The organism is Planococcus sp. RAB007_Raresut (assembly GCF_057369535.1).
The window spans coordinates 355,963-377,798 of the sequence record NZ_JBXYIF010000004.1 but is presented as its reverse complement, the minus strand read 5'-3'; the positions used below and the strand labels follow the sequence as shown (position 1 = coordinate 377,798).

23 protein-coding genes and 1 other annotated feature are annotated in these 21,836 nt (G+C 45.6%); of the genes, 17 read left to right on the top strand and 6 right to left on the bottom strand.

The window, feature by feature from the left end:
- The first annotated feature begins 12 nt into the window (after window positions 1-12).
- The 10 genes from AC2Q9J_RS10590 to serA all read left to right on the top strand — a co-directional run bounded on the left by AC2Q9J_RS10590 (window position 13) and on the right by serA (window position 12,157).
- Complete coding sequence (locus tag AC2Q9J_RS10590; RefSeq protein ID WP_499039704.1) at window positions 13-591, top strand: TerD family protein; 579 nt, start codon at window positions 13-15, stop codon at window positions 589-591.
- A 395-nt stretch (window positions 592-986) separates the two neighbouring features.
- A complete protein-coding gene (locus AC2Q9J_RS10585) occupies window positions 987-2,132 on the top strand; it encodes an HpcH/HpaI aldolase/citrate lyase family protein (RefSeq protein ID WP_499039702.1) in 1,146 nt (381 codons plus the stop codon).
- Entirely contained in the window at window positions 2,065-3,414 is a 1,350-nt protein-coding gene (locus tag AC2Q9J_RS10580; protein WP_499039700.1) for a phosphoribosyltransferase family protein, read from the top strand. The genes AC2Q9J_RS10585 and AC2Q9J_RS10580 overlap by 68 nt, the downstream gene beginning before the upstream one ends.
- A gap of 13 nt (window positions 3,415-3,427) precedes the next feature.
- Complete coding sequence (locus tag AC2Q9J_RS10575) at window positions 3,428-4,537, top strand: cysteine protease StiP family protein (protein ID WP_499039698.1); 1,110 nt, start codon at window positions 3,428-3,430, stop codon at window positions 4,535-4,537.
- A complete protein-coding gene (locus tag AC2Q9J_RS10570; protein WP_499039696.1) occupies window positions 4,534-5,349 on the top strand; it encodes a hypothetical protein in 816 nt (271 codons plus the stop codon). The genes AC2Q9J_RS10575 and AC2Q9J_RS10570 overlap by 4 nt, the downstream gene beginning before the upstream one ends.
- A gap of 15 nt (window positions 5,350-5,364) precedes the next feature.
- Window positions 5,365-6,978: a YceG family protein gene (locus tag AC2Q9J_RS10565; RefSeq protein ID WP_499039694.1), complete on the top strand. Its 1,614-nt coding sequence runs from the start codon at window positions 5,365-5,367 to the stop codon at window positions 6,976-6,978.
- A 20-nt stretch (window positions 6,979-6,998) separates the two neighbouring features.
- Entirely contained in the window at window positions 6,999-8,075 is a 1,077-nt protein-coding gene (locus AC2Q9J_RS10560; protein WP_499039691.1) for a toxic anion resistance protein, read from the top strand.
- 272 nt (window positions 8,076-8,347) lie between these two features.
- A complete protein-coding gene (locus AC2Q9J_RS10555; protein ID WP_112221364.1) occupies window positions 8,348-8,926 on the top strand; it encodes a TerD family protein in 579 nt (192 codons plus the stop codon).
- Window positions 8,927-9,106: 180 nt separating this feature from the next.
- Window positions 9,107-9,326, top strand: a binding site (T-box leader).
- 84 nt (window positions 9,327-9,410) lie between these two features.
- Window positions 9,411-10,571, top strand: a complete 1,161-nt coding sequence (locus AC2Q9J_RS10550; RefSeq protein WP_499039689.1) for a pyridoxal-phosphate-dependent aminotransferase family protein — start codon at window positions 9,411-9,413, stop codon at window positions 10,569-10,571.
- On the top strand, window positions 10,568-12,157 hold the full coding sequence (gene serA / locus AC2Q9J_RS10545; RefSeq protein ID WP_499039687.1) for a phosphoglycerate dehydrogenase: 1,590 nt from the start codon (window positions 10,568-10,570) through the stop codon (window positions 12,155-12,157). The genes AC2Q9J_RS10550 and serA overlap by 4 nt, the downstream gene beginning before the upstream one ends.
- On the opposite strand, the gene AC2Q9J_RS10540 is transcribed toward serA, so the two are convergent.
- The gene (locus AC2Q9J_RS10540) at window positions 12,152-12,961 is read right to left on the bottom strand and encodes an HAD family hydrolase (protein WP_499039685.1); all 810 of its coding nucleotides are present in this window, start codon (window positions 12,959-12,961) and stop codon (window positions 12,152-12,154) included. The genes serA and AC2Q9J_RS10540 overlap by 6 nt on opposite strands.
- Window positions 12,962-13,088: 127 nt before the next feature.
- On the opposite strand from AC2Q9J_RS10540, the gene AC2Q9J_RS10535 reads away from it, so the two are divergent.
- The 5 genes from AC2Q9J_RS10535 to AC2Q9J_RS10515 all read left to right on the top strand — a co-directional run bounded on the left by AC2Q9J_RS10535 (window position 13,089) and on the right by AC2Q9J_RS10515 (window position 16,802).
- Entirely contained in the window at window positions 13,089-14,192 is a 1,104-nt protein-coding gene (locus tag AC2Q9J_RS10535) for a nitric oxide synthase oxygenase (RefSeq protein WP_499039683.1), read from the top strand.
- Between the two features lie 14 nt (window positions 14,193-14,206).
- A complete protein-coding gene (locus tag AC2Q9J_RS10530; RefSeq protein ID WP_499039680.1) occupies window positions 14,207-14,428 on the top strand; it encodes a hypothetical protein in 222 nt (73 codons plus the stop codon).
- Between the two features lie 139 nt (window positions 14,429-14,567).
- Entirely contained in the window at window positions 14,568-15,287 is a 720-nt protein-coding gene (locus AC2Q9J_RS10525; protein WP_499039678.1) for a YebC/PmpR family DNA-binding transcriptional regulator, read from the top strand.
- 261 nt (window positions 15,288-15,548) lie between these two features.
- Window positions 15,549-15,818, top strand: a complete 270-nt coding sequence (locus tag AC2Q9J_RS10520; protein WP_499039676.1) for a hypothetical protein — start codon at window positions 15,549-15,551, stop codon at window positions 15,816-15,818.
- A 33-nt stretch (window positions 15,819-15,851) separates the two neighbouring features.
- Window positions 15,852-16,802, top strand: coding sequence for a dipeptidase (locus tag AC2Q9J_RS10515; RefSeq protein WP_499039674.1), 951 nt, complete (start codon window positions 15,852-15,854; stop codon window positions 16,800-16,802).
- Window positions 16,803-16,871: 69 nt separating this feature from the next.
- Here the strand turns inward: AC2Q9J_RS10515 and AC2Q9J_RS10510 are convergent, their stop codons facing one another.
- The 4 genes from AC2Q9J_RS10510 to AC2Q9J_RS10495 all read right to left on the bottom strand — a co-directional run bounded on the left by AC2Q9J_RS10510 (window position 16,872) and on the right by AC2Q9J_RS10495 (window position 20,256).
- Window positions 16,872-17,714, bottom strand: coding sequence for a YihY/virulence factor BrkB family protein (locus AC2Q9J_RS10510; protein WP_499039673.1), 843 nt, complete (start codon window positions 17,712-17,714; stop codon window positions 16,872-16,874).
- A gap of 229 nt (window positions 17,715-17,943) precedes the next feature.
- Entirely contained in the window at window positions 17,944-19,245 is a 1,302-nt protein-coding gene (locus tag AC2Q9J_RS10505) for a hemolysin family protein (protein WP_499039671.1), read from the bottom strand.
- Window positions 19,246-19,410: 165 nt separating this feature from the next.
- Entirely contained in the window at window positions 19,411-19,542 is a 132-nt protein-coding gene (locus AC2Q9J_RS10500; RefSeq protein WP_499039669.1) for a hypothetical protein, read from the bottom strand.
- A gap of 63 nt (window positions 19,543-19,605) precedes the next feature.
- A complete protein-coding gene (locus AC2Q9J_RS10495) occupies window positions 19,606-20,256 on the bottom strand; it encodes a YfbR-like 5'-deoxynucleotidase (protein ID WP_499039667.1) in 651 nt (216 codons plus the stop codon).
- A 90-nt stretch (window positions 20,257-20,346) separates the two neighbouring features.
- Here AC2Q9J_RS10495 and AC2Q9J_RS10490 point away from each other — a divergent pair, with 90 nt between their 5' ends.
- Window positions 20,347-20,826, top strand: coding sequence for a metal-dependent hydrolase (locus AC2Q9J_RS10490; protein ID WP_499039665.1), 480 nt, complete (start codon window positions 20,347-20,349; stop codon window positions 20,824-20,826).
- Window positions 20,827-20,944: 118 nt separating this feature from the next.
- Entirely contained in the window at window positions 20,945-21,136 is a 192-nt protein-coding gene (locus AC2Q9J_RS10485; protein WP_499039663.1) for a hypothetical protein, read from the top strand.
- 39 nt (window positions 21,137-21,175) lie between these two features.
- Here AC2Q9J_RS10485 and AC2Q9J_RS10480 read toward each other — a convergent pair whose 3' ends face one another.
- A complete protein-coding gene (locus tag AC2Q9J_RS10480) occupies window positions 21,176-21,607 on the bottom strand; it encodes a hypothetical protein (RefSeq protein ID WP_499039661.1) in 432 nt (143 codons plus the stop codon).
- Window positions 21,608-21,836: the final 229 nt, after the last annotated feature.

Below are 21,836 nucleotides of genomic sequence, written 5' to 3'. Positions count from 1 at the left end.
GAGTGATTTTGAATGGCAATTAACTTATCAAAGGGACAAAAAGTCGATTTGACTAAAAGCAATCCGGGCTTGTCAAAAGTAGTAGTAGGACTTGGCTGGGATACGAATAAATATGACGGCGGCAAAGATTTTGACCTTGATTCTTCGGTTTTCCTGTTGAATGCGGAAAGCAAAGCTTCATCAGAGGCTGATTTTGTTTTCTATAATAATACAAAAGGTGCCGGCGGTGCTGTAGAGCATACAGGCGATAACCGAACAGGCGAAGGAGAAGGCGATGACGAGCAAGTGAAAGTCGATCTTTCAGCCGTTCCTTCTTCTATTGAAAAAGTCACTTTTGCCATCACTATCCATGACGGAGAAGCGAGAGCCCAGAATTTTGGGCAGGTAAGCAATTCCTATGTACGCATTCTCAACGAGGAGACAAATGAAGAGCTGATCCGCTACGATTTGGGAGAAGATTTCTCTATCGAAACTGCTATCGTCGTAGGGGAACTATACCGTCACGGCGGAGAGTGGAAATTCAATGCGATCGGAAGCGGCTATCAAGGCGGCCTAGGTTCGCTTGTTAAAGACTTTGGACTCGACAGCTGATTTGGCAAGTTGAAAAAGCAAGGGGCTGGGCTCCTTGCTTTTTTTCTCAATTCTGATGGAAATGAGCAATTGATTATAAGTAAGAACTTGTTTTCTGAGAGGTCTTGATAAGCAGAGATGCGGTGTCTAGACTCCAGCGCCCAGATTCTCGGGATCATAAGCCACTCTGTGTCTAGTCTCCAGTGCCTAGCTCTTCCGGACATAAGCCGAACCAGCTATGCGGCAAAGAACGCCGCTACGCTTTTTCGACTTATGCCTGTCAGAGCTGTACAGGCACATCCGCTTTTCGAGACTGTGCGGCTGAAAACACGCCGCTTCGCCAGAGCGTCTTATGCCTTTCGAATCTAAACGGGCGCTTACGCTTTTCTTTATAATTGTGCCGGGAGGATTTCATAATGAGACATTTCAATGCATTAGATGATTCTGAGTTAAAAACGTTTTTTAAATACCCCCCGGCAGAATTTAATCGAGATACGGATCGGGAAAAACTTGGGCTGGCGTTGGGGGCAGCGCTCTATACACCGGGTTCAAGACCTGATTTCGCAGCTAAGATTATAGCCGGAAGTTATCGGCGGGACACATTTTCGGGATTGGCGACATTGATGATTTGCCTGGAAGACGCAGTGGCTGATACCGAACTGGAATCAGCCGAAGCGAATGTTGTTTCACAACTGAAAGAGCTTGAGCAAGCTTCTGCATCACATATTGCGGGAAGCCCCTTGCTGTTTTTGCGTATCCGCAATTCTGATCAATTGGATAAATTAACAAAACTGGCGGGCAGTTCGCTCGGCATGCTGACTGGCATTGTGCTTCCTAAAGTGCAGGCTGCGGATCTTGAACCTTTTTTCCTGGCTCTTGACCGCGCCAGTGAAAGTGCAGGCAGAAAATTGTATGCTTTGCCTCTTCTTGAAACGCAAGAAGTGCTATTCGCTGAAACGCGGGAACAGGCATTAATGGATATTTACAGCAAATTACGGCGTGAAAAAGATCGGATCCTGACGATCAGAGTCGGCGCCACTGATTTCTCAAGCCTTTACGGGCTGCGGCGTCCAGTGGAACGAACAATTTACGATGTTCACCTGATCAGGGATTGCCTGATTTCAATACTCAATAAATTCACGAAAGCAGAAGACGGTTTTATTGTCTCAGGACCTGTTTATGAGTATTTCACGGCCGAAACTGACGCATGGCTTTCTTCAAAACCGGAGAAAATTCTCTGGGAGGAAGTGCAGCTTGATGTCCTGAACGGTTTTAAAGGGAAAACGTGTATACACCCTTCTCAAATTGCCATAGTGAACGCTGGACATATCATTTCTCATGAGACTTATGAAGATGCGATGCTCATATTGGCGAAAAGCGATACGTTCAATGGAATCCTGCAAAGCCCGCAGCGCAATAAAATGAATGAAGTAAAACCGCACCTGAGCTGGGCGAAGAAAGTGGCTGCTCAAGCGGAAATATATGGGGTGCTGAATGAATACTACAAACCAATCGACGTCCTCAATCATATACGAGCAAAACAACTTGCAAACCAGGTATAAATACTGGGATAAAATGGACATAGAGGTGTCTGTAACAGACAGCTACGGGGATTTGCCAATGGAATCCTTATTCTCCATGGCACTTCGGGTCAACAAAAAACGGCAATTTCTATTTGTCAGCAAATTAATTGCGAAGCATTTGGCGGTTCATCCAGCAATAGCGCTGGGAACCGGGAGTTTGCTTGCTTCATTATTAATGGAAAAGTCAGGCTTGAAGCCAATTCCGCAGGCTAAACAAATCGTTGGAATGATTGAATCAGGAACAGCCTGTCTTGAAACAAGCCGTGAATCGCTTGCATACCGAACGGCTTTGCCTGAGAAAACTGTTTTTATCGGAATGGCGGAAACAGCCACTGGTCTCGGCCATGCTGTTTTTCATCATTTCGATGAAGCAGCATATATCCACACGACCCGGGAAGACATTATTGGCGCATCTCCAGCTTTTGTATTTGAGGAAGAGCACTCTCATGCCACTTCCCACAAAGTTTACGCGCCTGCAGAAATGCTGGAGGAAGCAGAAGCCATCGTCCTGATTGATGATGAAATTTCGACAGGCAATACGTTATTGAATTTGATCACCGCATTGGATTCCCAATTTCCAGGCAAAAACTACATATCCCTCTCCATTCTGGACTGGCGCAGCGAAAACCAAAAGCGAAAGCTTGATGACATGGCGGCAGCTCGTAATTTGACTGTCGATGTCCTGGCATTGCTTACAGGTGGATTCGATTTGAAGCACAGTGAATCCCCTAGCGAAACAGAAGTCTCAGAGCTTAATGGTTCGGGTGAAAAGACGCCTGACCGTTCAATGCAAATTGAGGCAATGGATCTGCAATCGGCAACGGGGCAGCGTTATCTTCCTTTAACCGGCCGGTTCGGATTGTCGAGCAGCAGTCATTTGGAAATCGGGAAATGGGCTGAACAATTGGCAGGGGCAGTGCCGGTCAGCAAAAAACCGCTGGTGATCGGAGTTGGGGAAAATATGTATTTACCCCTTCGATTCGCTTTAGCACTTAGTGGGGATGCTTTGGTGCAGACAACTACCAGAAGCCCTATTTTTGCTGCTGATGTAGAAGGATATCCCATTAAAGAGAAAGTTTGTTTTAAGTTGCCGGATGCTGAGGATGTCAATCAATTCCTTTATAATATAAGCAAAGTCGATGCAGATAGAATCTATTTATTAGCTGAATCGGTTGCGGACAAAGCAAGCTGGCAGCCTTTGATTTCATATCTTGAACAAAAAGCGCCTGTTGAGTGGCTTGTACTGACAGATAAAAAATAAAAGAGGTGGCCTGATGATTACTGCTGGTTTAGTGAAAACAAGCTATCCCGAAAATGATATTACGTTCCTATTGAAAGATGTTACAGATGATTTTGAAGAAAGCTCATTGGAAGAACGTGAAAAAGCGGTGCAGACAGGTGGCCATTATGCTGAACGGCTGCCGGTCGAATATCGTCCATCCGAGGAATACACAAAACTTTACCATCAATCGGTTGAACAAACGAAGAAGCAATTGAGCCATCTTGTGGGCGTCGTGGCAAGAAAGATTCATTTGAACGCTGGAACAGAAGATGTTGTGCTGGTTTCACTTGCGCGTGCAGGCAGCCCCATCGGCATTTTGATCAAACGCTATGCGGAACAGATGATGGGTATGGCTTGGCCGCATTACAGCGTCTCAATTCTGCGCGATAAGGGCATAGACGAAAAAGCGATTGGTACGATTCAGAAAGCGCATCCCGGCAGCCGTATTCAATTTATAGACGGCTGGACAGGGAAAGGTGCAATTCAGAAGGAATTGACAAAATCACTCCAGTCGTTCAATCGTGACCATGACACGGACCTAAAAGATGATATGGCTGTTCTTGCTGATCCAGGGGCATGTGCCGTATTGTTTGGCACGAGAGAAGATTTCCTGATTCCGAGCGCGTGCCTGAATTCCACAGTTTCGGGTCTTGTCAGCCGAACGATTCTGAACGACCGCTATATCGGACCCGAGGATTATCACGGCGCTAAATTTTATGGCGAGTTAATTGAAGAAGATCTCTCGAATGATTTCGTGGATCAGGTGACAAGCTGTTTCGCTGAAACCAGCAAAGCATCCGAAGAGGAAGCTTACAGCACACCGATTACTGCCGACCGTACTTGGGAAGGCATGAAAGAAGTCGAAGAGATAGGCCGCAGCATGTACAGCGAAACGGATTACCATCTGGTAAAGCCTGGTGTTGGTGAAACTACACGTGTGCTGCTTAGAAGAAACCCGTGGAAAGTTCTGGTGAGAGATCTCGAACATCCGGATGTAAAACATATCCTGATTCTTGCGGAAGAAAAAGATGTGCCCGTTGAAGAGGTGCCGAATTTATTCTATCGGTCGATCGGACTGATCAAATCGGGGAAAGAAATATGACGGTATTATTTGCGAGCGATCTCGACCAGACACTGATTTATTCACGGAGATCCATGGGCAATGAAGTGAAGCCGGAAGAATTGATCGAAGTCGAACGCTTTGAAGGAAAGCCGCAATCATTTATGACCGAACAGAGCCAGGCCGCGTTATGGGAACTGGAAGAAAATACTATTTTTGTTCCAGTAACAACCAGGACGCGTGAACAATACGAACGCGTGACCGGCATCTATGAAGGCAGCGAACCGCCGCAATTCGCCATTATTTCAAATGGCGCAGTCATTCTTGAAAACGGTGAACCCATTAAGGAATGGTCGACTGGTATTAGGCGCCAATGTGTCGACAGGAAAACGGTCATTGCAGAGGTATTGCCGGTGATCAAACAGCATTTCAATGAAGAATGGGTGTTGCGCGTGAGGCAGGCAGAAGACTGGTTTGTGTATCTGATTGTCGACAGGGTGCGTTTTCCTGAAGAAAAACTTGCCTATTATACAGAGATTTTCCATGAAATTGGATGGGGAATATCGCTGCAGGGCAGAAAGCTTTACTTGATGCCTGAAAGTATAACAAAAGCGGCAGCGATGGAATATGTAAGAGACCGCATCAAAGCGGATTATGTAATAGCAGCAGGAGATTCACTGCTCGACTTGGATCTCTTGGAAAGCGCGGATACCGGTTTGCTGGCTGCCCACGGAGAAGCAGTCAAAAGGGATGCTGATGTTTCCGGGCATATTATTGTGACAGAAGAACAAGGAATAAAAGCAGGCGAGGAAATATTGGCGAAAGTTGCGGATATATCCATGCATAGCAAATAGCAAGGGGGGAAACCCATGGTTCAATTGCATCCGGTCCGTGTAAGAACATGGGATCCGGAGAAGGTTGGCGAATGGCTGAATAAGCCGATCGTCAATCACACAGAAACAAAAGTGGAAGAGGAAGACATCACCTATCCGCAGCTTCTCGGCGAGTTCACCGGATTGCCGCTGGATGAGGATGATTATTTCGCGTCTATCTATGAAACGATGGAAGAAGCGGATGGAAGGCTGATTCGCCTGTCTGGGCGGATGAATAAGCATATTGAACAGGACCGGCTGAAAGCGCTTCAGGATCTATTTGAAATGAACCGGAAAGAAAACGGATTATCCGCCAGCCGGATCGTCGCGTTCCTGGATGGCAAAGGGTTATTGCCCCGCTTGAAAGATGCCGGTTTGAACCGTCGTATTCGAGTGGTCATGATCGATGTGCTGAAAGCGTTTCAAGAACAATCGGGCGGCAGCACGGTGCAGTCTTCTTTCAGAAGAGTGGCGACTGACCTGGTGAAATGGACTTTCAATCATATAGAGCCGGAGCTTTTAAAATTGAATCTCGAAAAAGGGCTTCCAGGTTTTCTTTGGTACGGCGATGCGACAGAAAGTGAAAAGTGGTTTTTGAAGCTGGCAGCTGCGTATGGCTTCCATATCGTGGTTTACGATCCGACAGGTGAGAAATGGTTCGCGGAAATGGCTGGTGAAGAAAAGCTGCACAGCCACAGTTTTCAAATGAATGCCGAAACACCGCCGCCTTTTCCGGAAGAAAAACCGAAGCGTGTCGGAACAGTGGCTTACCGTGCGACGCAGGAAGTGGACCGGCTTTTGCATCACGACGACTCAGGCCTATACAAGCCGTTTCAATTTAAATCCTATGTCACTCATTCAATCCGCTTAAAAACGACAATAGATGAAGCTTTTATGCTGGCGAAAGAACGCGCCATGGTTCGCCCGTCTTTTTCGGTGGAACGCGGCGTCGTTCATATTCCAGTCGTATTTGCCAAAGTGATGGGTATTGAAAAGGACCGGAAACGATTCTGGGACAATATCCACAAATTGACGGAACGTGAAGACACAAAATTAGTGCGAAGCTTCCCGTTTATCGAAGAGCGTAAAGGCAATCAGCAGTTTCATTACCGCGCGGCGCTGGATAAAAACGGCAAGCTGGATCCTGAAAAAATGAAGAAATCCAATTGGTGGCGCTACAGCAAGCTGCCGGATGGAGTCCAGACGGCGATTGGCGCAGCCATCGCAAGACATGTGGAGAAGCCGATTTTACTGCCGCAGAACGGCGAATCATTTGAAGATCTGCAATTGTACGCGTTCTCCCAATCAATGACAATTCCGGATTCTGTCATCCAATTGATCCAATTATTTGATTATCCCCAGTTTGTGCCGACACTTTTGTTCTATAATGAAGAGAAGGATGGCGAACTGAGCCGGGCGGATGCGAATGCCATAGCGCTGGTCCACAGCTTTGGACTTGATAATATTATCATCAATCCGCAGGGGCATCAGGATATCGAGCGTTGGGTGGATACAGAGTCATTCGATGTGCATTGGCTCGATGAACGCAGTTTCAATGAGCCGTTCCAGGAACCTTCAGCAGTCAGGAAATTCCTCGGAAGGTTCTTATAATAATAAAGGAGGGGTTAATGATGAATACGATGCCAGACCAGATTGAACAGCAGGAACTCGTCATGAAAGACGAAAATCAATTGAAAGTGCAATTGAAAAAAGATCCGGAAGTATTGCAATTGGCTTCAAAAATCGATCCGAAAAACCAGATTGCCTTATTGGAATTCGGACGCGAACCTGCAAATGAAATATCAGCCTTTACTGGGAAAGTCCTGAATTCTGTTCAGGCTAACAGTATGGAGGAATCCAGTGAACTGTTGAAGCAGCTGGGCAGAATCATGGATAAGTTCGATAAAAAAGACTTTGTTGAGAAGAAAGGTTTCTTAAACAAAATCTTCAATAAAGGCAATAAAATGATTGAACAGCTTTTCAATAAGTACCAGACGATGGGTACTGAAATTGATAAAGTGTACGTGGAAATTACAAAATATGAATCTGAAATGAAAAAATCGACGACGACGCTGGAAAACCTCTACGACCAGAACTTCCAGTATTTCATGGAGTTGGAGAAATATATAGCAGCAGGTGACATCAAAGTCGAAGAATTGAAAGCGATGGAGCCTGAAGTGAAAAAGAAAGCGGAATCAGGGGATCAGATGGCGCTGATGGAATTGAATTCATTGCAGAATGCCATCGAACTTTTGGAACAGCGCGTCTACGATTTGGAAATGGCGAAGCAGGTTTCCTATCAGGCAGCTCCGCAAATCCGCATGCTGCAGCGCGGAAATACGAAGCTGATCGGGAAGATCAATTCGGCTTTCGTCACAACGATTCCGATTTTTAAAACCGGTCTGATTAATGCCATCGCTGCAAAACGCCAGAATTTGGTTGCTGAATCGATGAGCGAACTGGACCGCCGCACAAACGAAATGCTGTTGAACAACGCGAATGATATTTCACGGCAATCGGTTGATATCGCGCGGATGTCCGGCCAGCCGAGCATCAAGATTGAAACCATCGAGCAGACATGGGAGACTATTATGCAAGGCATGAATGATACGCGTGCCATTGAAGACGAAAACCGCAAAATGCGGGAAGAGGGTCGTCTGCGCATCGAAGAATTACAGAAGAAATACGAAGATACGCAAAGAAAGTAAGAAAAGCGGAAGCGCCCGTTCAGCTCCGACAGGCAAGATATATGCCAAATGGAATTTGGCATATATCTTTGCGACGAAGCTAGCGCAGCGATGCAGGAGCAATAAGGTTTTACGGAACAGCGGAGCGGTGTTCTTTGCCGCATAGCTGGTCTGGCTTATGTCCCGAGGGGCTGGGCGCTGGAGTCTGGACAAGGAAACACTTCTTTCGAAGCCATCTCAAGCTAAAAATGTTGGGCTTTCTTATAAAATAACTTTATCGGAGGAGATTATTAATGTCATCAATCAACCTATCAAAAGGCCAAAAAATCGACTTAACAAAAACAAATCCGGGACTTACAAAAGTAACAGTCGGGCTCGGCTGGGATACGAACAAGTATAGCGGCGGCGGAGATTTCGACCTTGACGCTTCCATTTTCCTTGTGGGCGAAAACGGCAAATCCCGCGGACCGGAAGACTTCGTTTTCTATAACAACCTTGTTGGCGGAAACGGTTCTGTTACGCATACAGGAGATAATCTTACAGGTGAAGGTGAAGGGGACGATGAACAAGTAATCGTCGACTTGCCGAATGTGCCTGCTGAAATCCATAAAGTTGTTTTCACTGTTACGATCCATGAAGCGGACAGCCGCGGCCAGAATTTTGGTCAGGTGTCCAATGCTTTCATCCGTGTCATGAACGAAAGCAATAACGAAGAAATTCTGCGCTATGACCTTGGCGAAGACTTTTCCATCGAAACAGCGCTTGTAGTCGGTGAATTATACCGCCACGGCGGCGAATGGAAATTCAACGCAATCGGAAGCGGCTACCAGGGCGGACTTGCTGCACTTGTCAACGATTTCGGTTTGGCATAAACTGATTCAAAACCGTTCCTCTTTTGAGGAGCGGTTTTTTATGCTTAGAATACAAAAATTTTTAAATCAATAGAGACACGGCTTCAGGAGGAATGAAAACGCTTCCTTAAATGTCTGAATAATAAGATTTTATTGACAATCGTTTTTTGTCTGTATATGATGGATTAAATTCCAATACAGACAATTATTTAGACGGAGATAAGTTTTGGGCATGGAAATCTGCAGAGAGCTGATGGATGGTGAAAATCAGCGTTTTCTTCCCGGATCAGCACTCCTGAATAGATGGGCCGAATCACAGTAGGTCTTTCCGTATCGTGCGCGTTAAGCATTTGAACCAATGAGGCTGTGCAGCTGCAGCGAAATAGGGTGGCACCGCGAATAAAGGCTTTTCGCCCCTTGCATCTATATGTGAGGAGTGAAGGGCCTTTTTTTCGTTCATTTCTGAAATTGTAATTCCAAATGCAAAAAGGAAGAAGGAGATTGTATGTTGACTGATCAGCAGATTCTAAGGATACCGGGGCCGAGCCCGATACCGCCAAGTGTAAGCCGTGCAATGGCACAGCCCATGATTGGCCACAGGGGACAGAGTACGTCGGATATGCTGGCTGAGATCCGTCCAAAATTGAAACACGTTTTTGGAACGGCGCAGGAAGTCCTGATTTTAACGGCAAGTGGCACCGCGGGACTGGAAGCGGCCGTGGTCAATGCGGTCTCGCAGGAAGATGAAGTATTGGTCATTGTGAGCGGGGCGTTTGGTGAACGCTTCGCCGATATCTGCCGGACCTATAAAATTCAAACGCATATTATCGAAACAGAATGGGGAAAAGCAGCTGCTGTTTCCGATATCACCGAAGCGCTTGAGGCACATCCCAATATCAAGGCTGTCTTCATGACTTATTGTGAAACTTCCACGGGTGTTTTGAATCCGGTAGAAAAAATAGCCAGTGAAATTCGAAGCAAATCCGAAGCGTTGATTATTGTGGACGGTGTTTCCTGCATTGGCGGTGTGGAAACGAAAATGGATGAGTGGGGACTTGATATTGTGGTAAGCGGCTCCCAAAAAGCTTTTATGCTGCCGGCGGGTCTTGCTTTTATTGCGGTAAGCGGCCGTGCATGGAATAAAATCGAAAGGAATCCGCAGCCACGGTTTTACCTGGATCTGAAAAAGCATCGGGATAATCTGATAAAAGACACCACTCCTTATACGCCGGCGCTGTCACTCCTTTTTGGCCTGCAGCGGTCACTTGAGCTGATGGAAGAAGAAGGGCTTGAAAATGTTTATGGAAGACATGAATTGTTGATGAAGATGACGAGGTCAGCCTTCAAAGCACTGGAAATCCCGCTTCTGACAGTGGACGAAGATGCTTCTCCTACTGTAACGGCTGTTAAGCCGGCAGACTTTGATGCTGAAGTTTTGCGGGAAGTGTTGAAAAGAGAGTTTGCAATGGAAGTGGCGGGCGGCCAGAAGATACTAGCGAATAAAATATTCCGCATCGGGCATATGGGCTATTGTTCACCGGCAGATCTCTTACAGGCGATAGCCGCGATTGAAATCGCCATTGTTAAAGCGGGAAAAGAGATTCAACTTGGCATAGGTGTAGGGGCAGCTCAACAGGAATATCTGAAAGGGGCGAACAGACAATGAAGGAATATAAAATTTTGGTAAGTGACCCATTGAGCGAAGAAGGGATCTTTCCTCTCCGCGATGCAGAAGGGTTAACCGTCGTATTTGATACAGATCTCACACCGCAGGAGCTGGTGGAAAAAATTGGCGGTTTTGATGCATTGCTGGTGCGCAGTAAAACGCAGGTGACACGGGAGCTGATTGAAAAAGCGGACCGGCTGAAAATTATCGGGCGCGCAGGAGTCGGAGTGGATAACATCGATTTGGAGGCGGCAACTGAAAAAGGAATCATTGTGGTGAACGCACCGGATGGCAATACGAATTCCGCTGCGGAACATACCATTGCAATGCTGATGTCGATGGCCCGCAAGATTCCACAGGCTTTTACAGCGCTGCGCAACAGAGAATGGGATCGCAAATCGTTTGTGGGTGTAGAGTTGAAAGGGAAGACTTTGGGTGTCGTGGGATTGGGGCGTATCGGAGCAGAGGTAGCTGCCAGGGCAAAAGGGCAGCGGATGAAAATCATCGCCTATGATCCTTTTTTGACGCAAGAGCGGGCTGATGAACTCGGCATCGATTTCGGGACAGTGGAGGAAGTTCTGAAGGCATCGGATTTCATCACGGTGCATACCCCGTTATTGAAGGAAACACGGCATCTGATAAATGCAGATGCTTTTAAAATAATGAAGCCGGGGGTGCAGATCATCAATTGTGCCAGAGGCGGTATCATCGATGAAAATTCCTTATACGATGCCATTAAATCCGGCAAGGTAGCAGGCGCGGCACTCGATGTATTTGAACAGGAGCCGATGGTGGATTTCCGGCTGCTCGATTTGCCGGAGGTCGTTGCGACTCCTCATCTTGGCGCCAGTACTTTTGAAGCGCAGGAAAACGTGGCAATTGATGTCAGCCATGATGTGGTAAGTTATTTCAACACAGGAACGGTTAGGAATTCGGTAAATCTGCCATCTGTGCCAAGTGAAATTATGAAGAAAATCGAACCATATTTTGATCTTTCGGAGCGGTTGGGCGCCTTTTTGACGGATCTTTCGGACAGCACTGCAACTGAAGTGAATATCAGTTATTCAGGAGAATTGGCTGATTTTGAAGTTGGTCCGCTGACACGCAATGTCCTGAAAGGGCTGCTTAAACGCCATTTAGGAAATCGGGTGAATGACGTGAATGCCATGTTTCTTGCCCATCAAAAAGGCATTACCGTAAATGAAAGCAAATCTGCCTCATCAAAAGGTTTCACCAATCTTATTTCTGTGGAAGTTTTGACGGCAACAGGCAGACGGAAAACGGCGGGTGCCTTATTGAATGGTCAAGGCCCACGTATCGTCAAAGTTGATGATTATATCGTAGATGTCGTTCCTGAAGGGCATCTATTGTTTATTCGTCACCATGACCGTCCAGGCGTCATCGGCCGTGTAGGGACGCTTCTCGGACAGGAAGGAGTCAATATAGCAACAATGCAGGTAGGACGTTCAACGGAAGGTGGAGCCGCCATCATGATGCTGTCGATAGATAAGCCGGCTGAAGAAAAAAGCCTCCGCCAATTAGAGGAATTGGCGGAGATCGATAAGGTGAAAGCGGTGGATTTATAGTAGTTGCTTCTTCTCTGATTTAAAGTTTTCCAGTAACGGTATCAGTTCCTGTAAATGACGAATTTCAAAATCGGGAAAAATGGATTCATGCGCTGCTTTTTGCTCCCGGTTTACCCAAACGGACTTGATGCCGGCTCGGTTAGCGCCGAGAATATCGGTCAGCAGGTTGTCGCCAACCATCACAACCTCTGATTTCTGAGAGCCGGTTTTGGTTAAGGCGTATTCAAAAATGGACACGTCCGGCTTGCCGATACCGAAGTCACCGGAGACGATGACATCGTCGAAATAAGGAGCAATGTCCGGTGACATAGTCAGTTTCGTCTGCTGGAGGCTGGGTGAACCGTTTGTCAGGAGTGCTAATTGGTAGTGGCCTTTCAATTGATCGAGTACTTGGAATGTCTCTTCGTATATAAAAGGATTTCTGCGCCGCATCGCAGGAAAATATTCACTCAATTGTTCTGCCAGTCGATCATTCTCGATACCCGACTTTTTAAGCGCGTTTGTCCAGGCTGTCCGCCGGTATGCCGGCATAAGCCTTTTCATGTTTTGGAACTGTTCACCTGCATCGTCGAATTCACCCCATAATCCTTCGAACGGGTTGATGCCAATCGACTTGGTGAACTCATAAACTTCCGTTTCAGCGTAAGCGGCAGCCGCTTCGGAGCGGATAGCCTGTTCAAGTTCGCCGGCGTCTGCTCCACATTCCTTTTCAGCATATAAGCAAGTCATCTGCAACGCCGTTTCAACGCTTTTTTTATCCCATAATAAAGTGTCGTCCAAATCGAATATGATGGTTTTAATCAAACATCTCAACTCCTGAAAGGCTTTTTTCAAGTGTACTGCACCTTCACCGGAAATCATAGAGTCGACACAATTGATTCAGCTGAAGCATTTGGAAGATGCTATTATGTTGGGAGAAGGAGTGAAGTTCATGAAAATTGCCATGGCCAATCGACCTTTAATCGAAGAAGCAGGTTATTTTATTCAAACTTGCTACGACGAATTGGGAAAGAACAAATCAGAAATTCATAATCGGATGAACATTATTATAGAAGAAGTGGAAGAAACGGGCACCTACACACATACTTTCGAGGAGCTGGAACACGGGGCCCGCATGGCGTGGCGCAATAATAACCGCTGCATCGGGCGGTTGTTTTGGAATACACTGACTGTTTTTGACGCCAGGCATCTGGAGACAGCGGTAGATGCATTCAATGCTTTGGTTGAACACATTGAATATGCAACGAACGGTGGAAAAATCCGTCCGGCATTGACCGTATTCTCTGCGCAGCAAAATGGTACAGAAAAACTGCGCATCTGGAATCACCAGCTTCTGCGTTACGCAGGCTATGAAATAGATGGAGCGATTGTCGGCGACTCTTCTTCTGTCACATTTACGAAGCAATGCATGGAGCTAGGCTGGAGAGGACAAGGGACGGCCTTCGATATTCTTCCAATTGTCATTGAAGAAACAGGAAAAGGTGTTCAATACTTTGAACTTCCGGAACATGAAGTGATAGAAGTGGATATAAAACACCCTGAATTTGAGGGTATCGCCGATCTTGAAGCCAAATGGTATGGAGTGCCGATCATATCGGATATGAAGATGGAGATCGGTGGCATCCATTATACGATGGCGCCTTTCAACGGCTGGTACATGGGCACTGAAATCGGAGCGCGCAACCTTACCGATGAAGATCGTTATGATCTTCTGCCGGCAGTCGCTGAGAAGATGGGGCTCGATACCAAATCCAACCGGTCGCTTTGGAAGGATAAAGCGCTTGTTGAATTGAATATAGCTGTATTGGAATCCTTTGCGGAAGCTGGCGTTACAATCGTCGATCACCATACAGCAGCCAAACAGTTCAAGAGTTTTGAAAGGAAGGAAGAGACAGCCGGGCGAAATGTCACCGGGAATTGGGCATGGCTTATTCCGCCGATGTCGCCAGCCACCACGCATATCTTCCATAAGCCTTATAAAAATGACATCGTCAAGCCGAACTTCTTTTACCAAAAAGCACCTTATCATTCTTGAGAGGGGCAAAACTAATGAAAGAATTCAAAATCACTTATTTTTTTGATGAAGAACATTATATTCGCCGATTTATTTTTGTGGAGTCACAGGAAAAGGCGGAAGCGCTTGTACAAAGTGAGCGGGACCAATATATTTCATTCACCGACAGCAGAGGGATTTATCATGAATTGGACACGGGTAAAGTAAGAGTTACGCAAATTTCAGAATATCACCGCGTCGATAAAACAATACCATGAAAAGTGCCGGTTTGATTTCCGGCACTTTTTCTTTTTGCAGCTTTCCTGCTGTATAGCTCGAATATACGGCGGGTTTTATTATATAATAGAAGGAGTGAACGTTCTTCACATTCCAAGTTGAAAGAAAGTGGGAAACAGTATGGGACGCAAGTGGAATAATATTAAAGAGAAAAAAGCATCAAAAGACGCCAACACAAGCCGTATTTATGCGAAATTCGGACGGGAAATTTATGTAGCCGCCAAACAGGGCGAGCCGGATCCGGAATCGAACCAGGCGTTGAAAGTCGTATTGGAGCGTGCTAAAACATACAGTGTGCCAAAAGCGATCATTGACCGGGCGATTGAAAAAGCCAAAGGCGGATCGGAAGAAAGTTACGACGAACTTCGCTATGAAGGATTCGGGCCGAACGGTTCAATGGTCATCGTCGATACATTGACGAATAATGTTAACCGTACAGCATCGGATGTACGTGCAGCTTTCGGTAAAAACGGAGGCAATATGGGTGTCAGCGGTTCTGTCGCTTATATGTTCGATCCTACGGCGGTTATCGGAATTGAAGGACAGAAGACGGCTGATGAAGTGCTCGAAATGATGATGGAAGCGGATATTGATGTTCGCGATGTCATCGAAGAAGAAGACGCGGTCATCGTTTATGCTGAGCCGGACCAGTTCCATTTGGTGCAGGAAGCCTTCAAGCAAGCAGGCATTACTGATTTCACTGTAGCGGAGCTGACGATGATGGCGCAGAATGATGTGGAATTGCCAGAAGACGCGCAGGCGCAATTTGAAAAAATGATTGATGCCATCGAGGATTTGGAAGATGTCCAACAGGTTTACCATAATGTCGATTTAGGCTGAAAAGCGACGGCACCCGTTTAGCTCTGACAAGCATAAGACGGATCAGCAGAGTGGCGTCGTTAGCCACGGCAGCTGATATGGCTTATGACTCGAAGAGCTGGGTCGCCGGAGTCTGGACAGGAAAAGCAACCCTTTTTAATTGGAGGGTTGTTTTTTTTCGTTTTTAAACGATTTCATTCTGACGACGCCGGCTGTTCCAATGAAGAAACGATTCCGATTATTTGCTATACTGTCACTATCAGATGAAACGGAGGCGTTACGATGAAAGATATATGGGAAATCAAACATTCTTCACATCGTATTCGGATAGAAAGTACCTGGGATCAGAAAAAATTATGGGTCGATGGTGTTCTCCAGGATGATCAGCCCGGGTTTACGTTCAGTTCCCGCTTATTTGGGAAACTGCGGGATGAGAACGGAGAATTTCAGGAAATAAAGGTTTCATTGGGATTAAGCTGCTTTTATACAAAATGCCGAATTTTTGTGGGGGACAGTCTCATTTATTCAACGGAAATCGCTTGGGAAGGGTGAAATTCTAATTTTAAAAAGAGAGGAGTGGGTAAAGTGAAAATCATAGATATGCACTGCGATGCTTTGTTTAAGATGCAAGTGGCGAAAAGAGATTCACTTTACCGCAAGCCGCTTTTAGATTTCACCGATGCAGAAGAGTTGGATGCCAATTTCCATCGGCTGCAGGCAGGAGGCGTTAAAGTCCAGTTCTTTGCGATTTTTCTTCATCCGGAATTGCCTTCTGATGAAAAGTGGCAGCATGCACTCGAGCAGGTCGATCTCTTCCATTCAGAAGTAATCGGCAAGAACCCGCAGATGCGCCACATACAAAGGTGGCAGGACATCCACAAGCTTGAAGCTGATGAAATCGGTGCGGTGCTGACGCTTGAAGGCGCAGAGCCAATCGGCAATGATCTTGCCAAGCTGCGCCATCTCTTTCGCTTAGGCGTCTTGTCTGTCGGTCTGACGTGGAATTATGCAAATCTCTGCGCAGATGGTGCCGGTGAACCAAGAGGCGCTGGACTAACATTGCTCGGTAAAGATGTTGTGCGCACAAATAATGAAAACAGGATTCTTACGGATGTCTCGCATTTGTCGGAGAAGGCTTTCTGGGATGTAATGGAACTGGCGGATTTCCCGGTTGCCAGCCATTCGAATGCTCGCGCCTTATGCGACCATGCGAGAAATTTGACTGATGAGCAGGCTATGGCCATGTTTAATAGAAAAGCGATGATAAGCGTCGTCTTCTTCCCTTCGTTTATCAATGCAAACAGTGAGCAGGCTAAAATTTCGGATTTAATCCGTCATATCGATCATTTTTGTTCCCTGGGTGGAGCGGAACACATTGGTTTCGGCTCGGATTTCGATGGCATTAAACTGTTTACGGACGGTTTGAAAAACGCCGGCGACTATCCGACACTGATCAATGAACTGCAGAAGCATTATTCGGAAACAGAAGTGGAAGGTTTTGCTTACCGGAACTTTATTGCGCATTTGCCGGATTGACTAAAAGTACAGGACACAGAAAAGCGCACTGCCGTATGCAATTGCATACGGCAGTGCGCTTTCTTACTATCAATTTACTTTAGCAGGAGCATTCTTCGTATTTTTGTGTTTATGGATGATGGCGTTGATTTCAGCGCCGATCACCAGGATCAGACCAGTCAGGAAGAACCACAGGATCAAGACGATCAAACCGCCCAGACTGCCATATGTGGCGCTGTAACTGCCGAAATTAGATACGTAGAATGAGAATGCAAGAGATACAAGCTGCCATAAAATCGTGGCTATCAATGCACCGATAATAACCTCTTTGAACGGGAAGTGTTTATTCGGTGCGATTTTGTACATAATCGCCAATACGATACTCATTACCGCAATGGAAATAACCCAGCGAAGAACCTGGAATATTATTTCAGTTTGCGACGGCAAGTTCATGAATGAACTGATCATGTCAATAATTGTTCCGCCAAAAATCGGCAATACCAGCGCTATGATGACAGCAACCAGCATGAACAAAGTCAGAAGGATTGCGATGCCTTTCTGTGCGAAGAATGATCTTGTCTCTTCAACGTCGTATGCTTCGTTGGTCGCTTTGATAAATGCGCTGACTGCGTTTGAGGCAGACCATAACGTACCCAAAATACCGAATGTCAATAGACCACCTGATGGTGTCGTGACAACACTGACGATTTGCTCTTCAAATGTAGATGCTACTTCGCCGGGAAGAATTGTTCCCATAAAGTCCATGACGCGCTGCGGTTCGATTTGCAGATACGGCAGAATTGCCAGCAGCAGGATCAATAATGGCACGATAGCTAGTAAATAATAATAAGCCTGTGCTGCTGCAAGGATCGTGGCGTTGTCTTCTTTAAACTTTGCCCCGAATTCTTTGCCGTAGGATTTAGCTTTTCCCATATCTTCAACCTCCAATTTTTTAATTTCCTTATCTTTTGTATGCCCGCTGGAACTATAGTTTAATCCTAAAGAAGTATAATTAAGAAGAATGAGGAAGAAAAACCACGGTCGGGTTCACTAATATGGATGTTGAATACAGTATAAATCGACAGGAAGATATTATCCGTGCAAAAAAGCAGTAAAAGGAAAGCGGGCTGCTTCCTTTCACTGCTTTATCTGTTTTCTTTCATCAATCACCTAAAATATCAAGCGAAATCTTCAGGATATGATGGTTTTCCATTTTTAATATGGACCAGCGGAAGCCATTGATTTCGAATGTGCTGCCGGTTTCAGCTTCAATCAGCTGATGCTGAACCCAGCCGGCAATCGTATCAATATCCTCACTGTCGTCAAACTCAATGCCGAAGCGTTCCTCAAGATCTTTCAGCAGTACCCTGCCGTTCAATAAATAGCGGTTGTCGTTTTCTTTAATAATATCCGCTTCCTCATCCTCATCAAACTCGTCCCTGATCTCCCCGACGATTTCTTCCAGAATATCTTCCATTGTAATCAAACCGGAAGTTCCGCCATATTCGTCGATTACGAGAGCGATGTGTGTACGGTCTTTCTGCATCTTCACTAAAGCTGTCTGAAGAGGAGTCGTTTCATGAAAATACGGTAAGCCATGAATAAGCTCTGTCATTTGGACTGATCCATTGACTGCATAATGAGTGAGGACTTCCTTGGCATTGATGAAGCCGATCAGATCATCTTTATCCCCGTCGCGGGCAATCGGGTAACGCGTAAAACGGTGCTCGCGTATTTCTTCCAATAATTCCTCTGAACTCAGAGAATCGGGAAAAGCGATCATTTGGGTACGCGGCACCATTACATCTTTTGCACTGCGTTCATCAAAAGCAAAGATATTCTGCATATAGGAGAGCTCTGTTTGATTGATCTCGCCGCTTTGAAAACTTTGCGCCATAATGATCTTTAATTCTTCTTCGGAATGTCCTTGCTCCGCCTGAGCCGGCTGTATGCCGAAAATGCGAAGCAGCAGCCTTGAAGCACCCGTCATCACGAAGATGAATGGCGCCATCACTTTTCCGAATGCATAAAGTACAGGCGCAAGCGTGAGTGTCATGCGCTCAGCTGAATGCAGTGCGAGTGATTTTGGCGTCATTTCACCGATGACTACATGGAGAAAAGTCACTAATGAGAAAGCCAGGATAAAGGAGATGATCAAAGCGGATGTAGAAGCCAAACCGAAATCCCTGAATAATGGGAGAATCAGCTGTTCAACAGCCGGTTTGCCGAGCCAGCCAAGTCCAAGCGCCGTCATCGTAATCCCGAGCTGGCATGCAGACAGGTAATAGTCGAGATCGTCCAAAATTTTTTTCGCAATCCCGGCCCGCTTATTTCCTTCATCAATCAGCTGGTCGATGCGCGACATCCGGACTTTCACTACGGCAAATTCTGCTCCTACAAATACGGCAGTAAATAAAATTAATAAAACGAATAACGCTGAATTCACTAAAAGTATGGGGTCCAATAAATTCCCTTAACTAAGGGATTCACCTCCGGGTTAATTTGTACATGTTTAAAAAAATAAAGATTTTTAGCCTGCATCTTTTTTGAATATGTGAGTAGCTGTCCAGACTCCAGCGGCCCAGCTCTTCGGGTCATAAGCCGGTCCAGCTGTGTGGCTGGCGCCACTTCACTGTTCCATCTTATGCCTTTCAGAGCTGAACGGGCGCTGTCGCTTTTCTGTTGTCCAGACTCCAGCGGCCCAGCTCTTCGGGTCATAAGCCGGTCCAGCTGTGTGGCTGGCGCCACTTCGCTGTTCCATCTTATGCCTTTCAGAGCTGAACGGGCGCTGTCGCTTTTCTATATCTAATTTACCACAGTGTGATTATGAAATATATGGTGAATGCTTGTGGCGCTCAAGTACCTGCAGCGTAATCGATTTAACATCCATCACGCTGTCTTCGTTGATGACATCTTCAAGAAGGATATTTTTAAAATAGCTGACGCTGGCTTCGAGCGGGATATTAAGCAGTTTTGTCAAAGCAATGCGATACATTTTAGCGAATTCAGGGTCGGCATTGCCGCGCTTCATTTCATTGAAGGATTCATAGAATTGATCCAGTTTATCCGCAAGTTCAAGCAGCCGGCCTTCAATTGTTTCATCTTTGCCTTCTTTCATGCGATCGAAAAATACCTGCTGAAATTCTTCCGGAATCTCACGGGTGATGAATTTTTCCATCATTCCTTCTTCAACCTTGGCAATCATTTCCTTAAGCTCAGGGGAAGAGTGTTTAACCGGTGTTTTAATGTCACCGATAAAGACTTCAGCGAAGTCGTGATTGATTGTTTTTTCGTAAAGTGATTTCCAATCAATCTCGCGTCCGGCGCGTTCTTCGATCGTGGCGAAGAACATGGCATACTGGCTGACCTTCCACGAGTGAGCGGCAACATTATGTTCTTCAAATTTAAATCTTCCGGGAGCCCGGATGATACGTTCCAAATCGTTTAATGAGTTAAAAAATGCGTGGATTCCCATAACTAAAACTCCTTTTTCTATAATTCTATATCTTCACCATACCCTATTTTCAGTATAATAAAAGAGTACATATAGAGAAGGGGAGTCAGCATGACAGGTAAAACACACATCATTGGCGGCATCGCAGCAAGTCTTGCATTCGCACAAATCACAAACTATGAACCGGTGCTCCTTATTGGTGCGGGAGCGGTAGGAGCGGTGATACCGGATATCTGCCATGGAGGGAGCAAAATCGGCCGAACTTTTCCAGTTGTTTCGAAAATCGTCAATACACTTTTCGGCCATCGGACATTCACCCACAGCCTCATGTTTCTCCTGCTGGCGGCGGTACTGTTTAATGCCTTTTTGCCGAATGAAGCAATCTCAGCCGGTCTATTGGCAGGGATGGCGAGCCATCTTTTATTGGATATGGCCACCAAAAAAGGCATCAAATTATTTTTCCCTTTTAAAATCACAGTGCGTCTGCCACTGACCACCAAAACCGGAAGCGCAGCGGAATCTGTCATTTTCGCAGTCTTGTCGTTGTTTTCAGTCTATTTCGGAATGGCGGCTTTTGGCTTTTACTATTGAAAAAACAGCAATAATTCTATTGAGCTGAATTAATCGTCAATCTTCAAAGAGCTTTGTGTTTTCTTTGATGCGAATAGGGAAAGAGGTAGGTAAGACAATCTTCTAAGGAGGAATCAGCATGAGCAAGCAGGAATTTTCCGATCGTGAACAGGAGAACAGAAGCACGCGAAGAGGCGGTCAGAACCATGGGAGTTTTGGCGGCAAAGATTCTGAAAAGCGTGACGGGGAAGAGCTTCGGAAAGAAGGGGCTCACAGCAATACCGGCATAGGCGATGAAAAGGTTCCTATCCGCGAAAATGAAAAAGAATAAAAATAAAGACAGTCCCCGTTAAAGCCGGGAACTGTCTTTTTACATTTTTTTGAAGAAAGAGATGATTTGCTTTTTCGATGGTTCCTGTAAACGGTAGCGCAATTCTTTATTCTGTGTATTGACAATATGGTAAGCCGGATTTTCGGCTACAGTAAATTTCCAATGCGGTTTTGTGTTTTTCTTCGTGATTTTCAGCTCAGGAGGCATCATTTTATCAATGAAGCTTTCAAGCTTGGCCATGAGAAAGGTATCCATATAGCGGACTATCAGAAATCCCTGTTGTTTTTCCGGATCGTATTTCGCCAATGTAAAATCGCTGACGTCAAATCCTTTTTCATATCGCTGGACTGACGGGGATAATACAAATGTATCCTCATTTGTAAATACAGCCGAATTGCCTTGTTGCTTCAGCCCGAGTTCTTCTACCAAAAAATCTTTATTGACCAGACTCATTTCTCGTGCAGTAGCCATGTTATTCCTCCTTACAAAAATCTTTGTATACCTATTATAACACTCTTTCCTTAGGAAAGGGTTTAGAACCCTCTATATTGAAAGCATTCAAGAAAAAATCAGCAGAACATTAACAATTAATGTAAAATAATCTGAATTTTCATAATGCATAAGTGATTCTGTGATAAAATTATGCTGAAATCTTCAATGGTTTTATAAAGAAATATAGCTGCTGTCCGATGGTGTAAAT

What these genes read in the sequence shown, in the direction of transcription:
- AC2Q9J_RS10590 (WP_499039704.1), top strand. Translation starts at nt 13, where the DNA reads ATGGCAATTAACTTATCAAAGGGACAAAAAGTCGATTTGACTAAAAGC.
- AC2Q9J_RS10585 (WP_499039702.1), top strand. Translation starts at nt 987, where the DNA reads ATGAGACATTTCAATGCATTAGATGATTCTGAGTTAAAAACGTTTTTT.
- AC2Q9J_RS10580 (WP_499039700.1), top strand. Translation starts at nt 2,065, where the DNA reads ATGAATACTACAAACCAATCGACGTCCTCAATCATATACGAGCAAAAC.
- AC2Q9J_RS10575 (WP_499039698.1), top strand. Translation starts at nt 3,428, where the DNA reads ATGATTACTGCTGGTTTAGTGAAAACAAGCTATCCCGAAAATGATATT.
- AC2Q9J_RS10570 (WP_499039696.1), top strand. Translation starts at nt 4,534, where the DNA reads ATGACGGTATTATTTGCGAGCGATCTCGACCAGACACTGATTTATTCA.
- AC2Q9J_RS10565 (WP_499039694.1), top strand. Translation starts at nt 5,365, where the DNA reads ATGGTTCAATTGCATCCGGTCCGTGTAAGAACATGGGATCCGGAGAAG.
- AC2Q9J_RS10560 (WP_499039691.1), top strand. Translation starts at nt 6,999, where the DNA reads ATGAATACGATGCCAGACCAGATTGAACAGCAGGAACTCGTCATGAAA.
- AC2Q9J_RS10555 (WP_112221364.1), top strand. Translation starts at nt 8,348, where the DNA reads ATGTCATCAATCAACCTATCAAAAGGCCAAAAAATCGACTTAACAAAA.
- AC2Q9J_RS10550 (WP_499039689.1), top strand. Translation starts at nt 9,411, where the DNA reads ATGTTGACTGATCAGCAGATTCTAAGGATACCGGGGCCGAGCCCGATA.
- serA (WP_499039687.1), top strand. Translation starts at nt 10,568, where the DNA reads ATGAAGGAATATAAAATTTTGGTAAGTGACCCATTGAGCGAAGAAGGG.
- AC2Q9J_RS10535 (WP_499039683.1), top strand. Translation starts at nt 13,089, where the DNA reads ATGAAAATTGCCATGGCCAATCGACCTTTAATCGAAGAAGCAGGTTAT.
- AC2Q9J_RS10530 (WP_499039680.1), top strand. Translation starts at nt 14,207, where the DNA reads ATGAAAGAATTCAAAATCACTTATTTTTTTGATGAAGAACATTATATT.
- AC2Q9J_RS10525 (WP_499039678.1), top strand. Translation starts at nt 14,568, where the DNA reads ATGGGACGCAAGTGGAATAATATTAAAGAGAAAAAAGCATCAAAAGAC.
- AC2Q9J_RS10520 (WP_499039676.1), top strand. Translation starts at nt 15,549, where the DNA reads ATGAAAGATATATGGGAAATCAAACATTCTTCACATCGTATTCGGATA.
- AC2Q9J_RS10510 (WP_499039673.1), bottom strand. Translation starts at nt 17,714, where the DNA reads ATGGGAAAAGCTAAATCCTACGGCAAAGAATTCGGGGCAAAGTTTAAA.
- AC2Q9J_RS10500 (WP_499039669.1), bottom strand. Translation starts at nt 19,542, where the DNA reads ATGGAACAGCGAAGTGGCGCCAGCCACACAGCTGGACCGGCTTATGAC.
- AC2Q9J_RS10495 (WP_499039667.1), bottom strand. Translation starts at nt 20,256, where the DNA reads ATGGGAATCCACGCATTTTTTAACTCATTAAACGATTTGGAACGTATC.
- AC2Q9J_RS10490 (WP_499039665.1), top strand. Translation starts at nt 20,347, where the DNA reads ATGACAGGTAAAACACACATCATTGGCGGCATCGCAGCAAGTCTTGCA.
- AC2Q9J_RS10485 (WP_499039663.1), top strand. Translation starts at nt 20,945, where the DNA reads ATGAGCAAGCAGGAATTTTCCGATCGTGAACAGGAGAACAGAAGCACG.
- AC2Q9J_RS10480 (WP_499039661.1), bottom strand. Translation starts at nt 21,607, where the DNA reads ATGGCTACTGCACGAGAAATGAGTCTGGTCAATAAAGATTTTTTGGTA.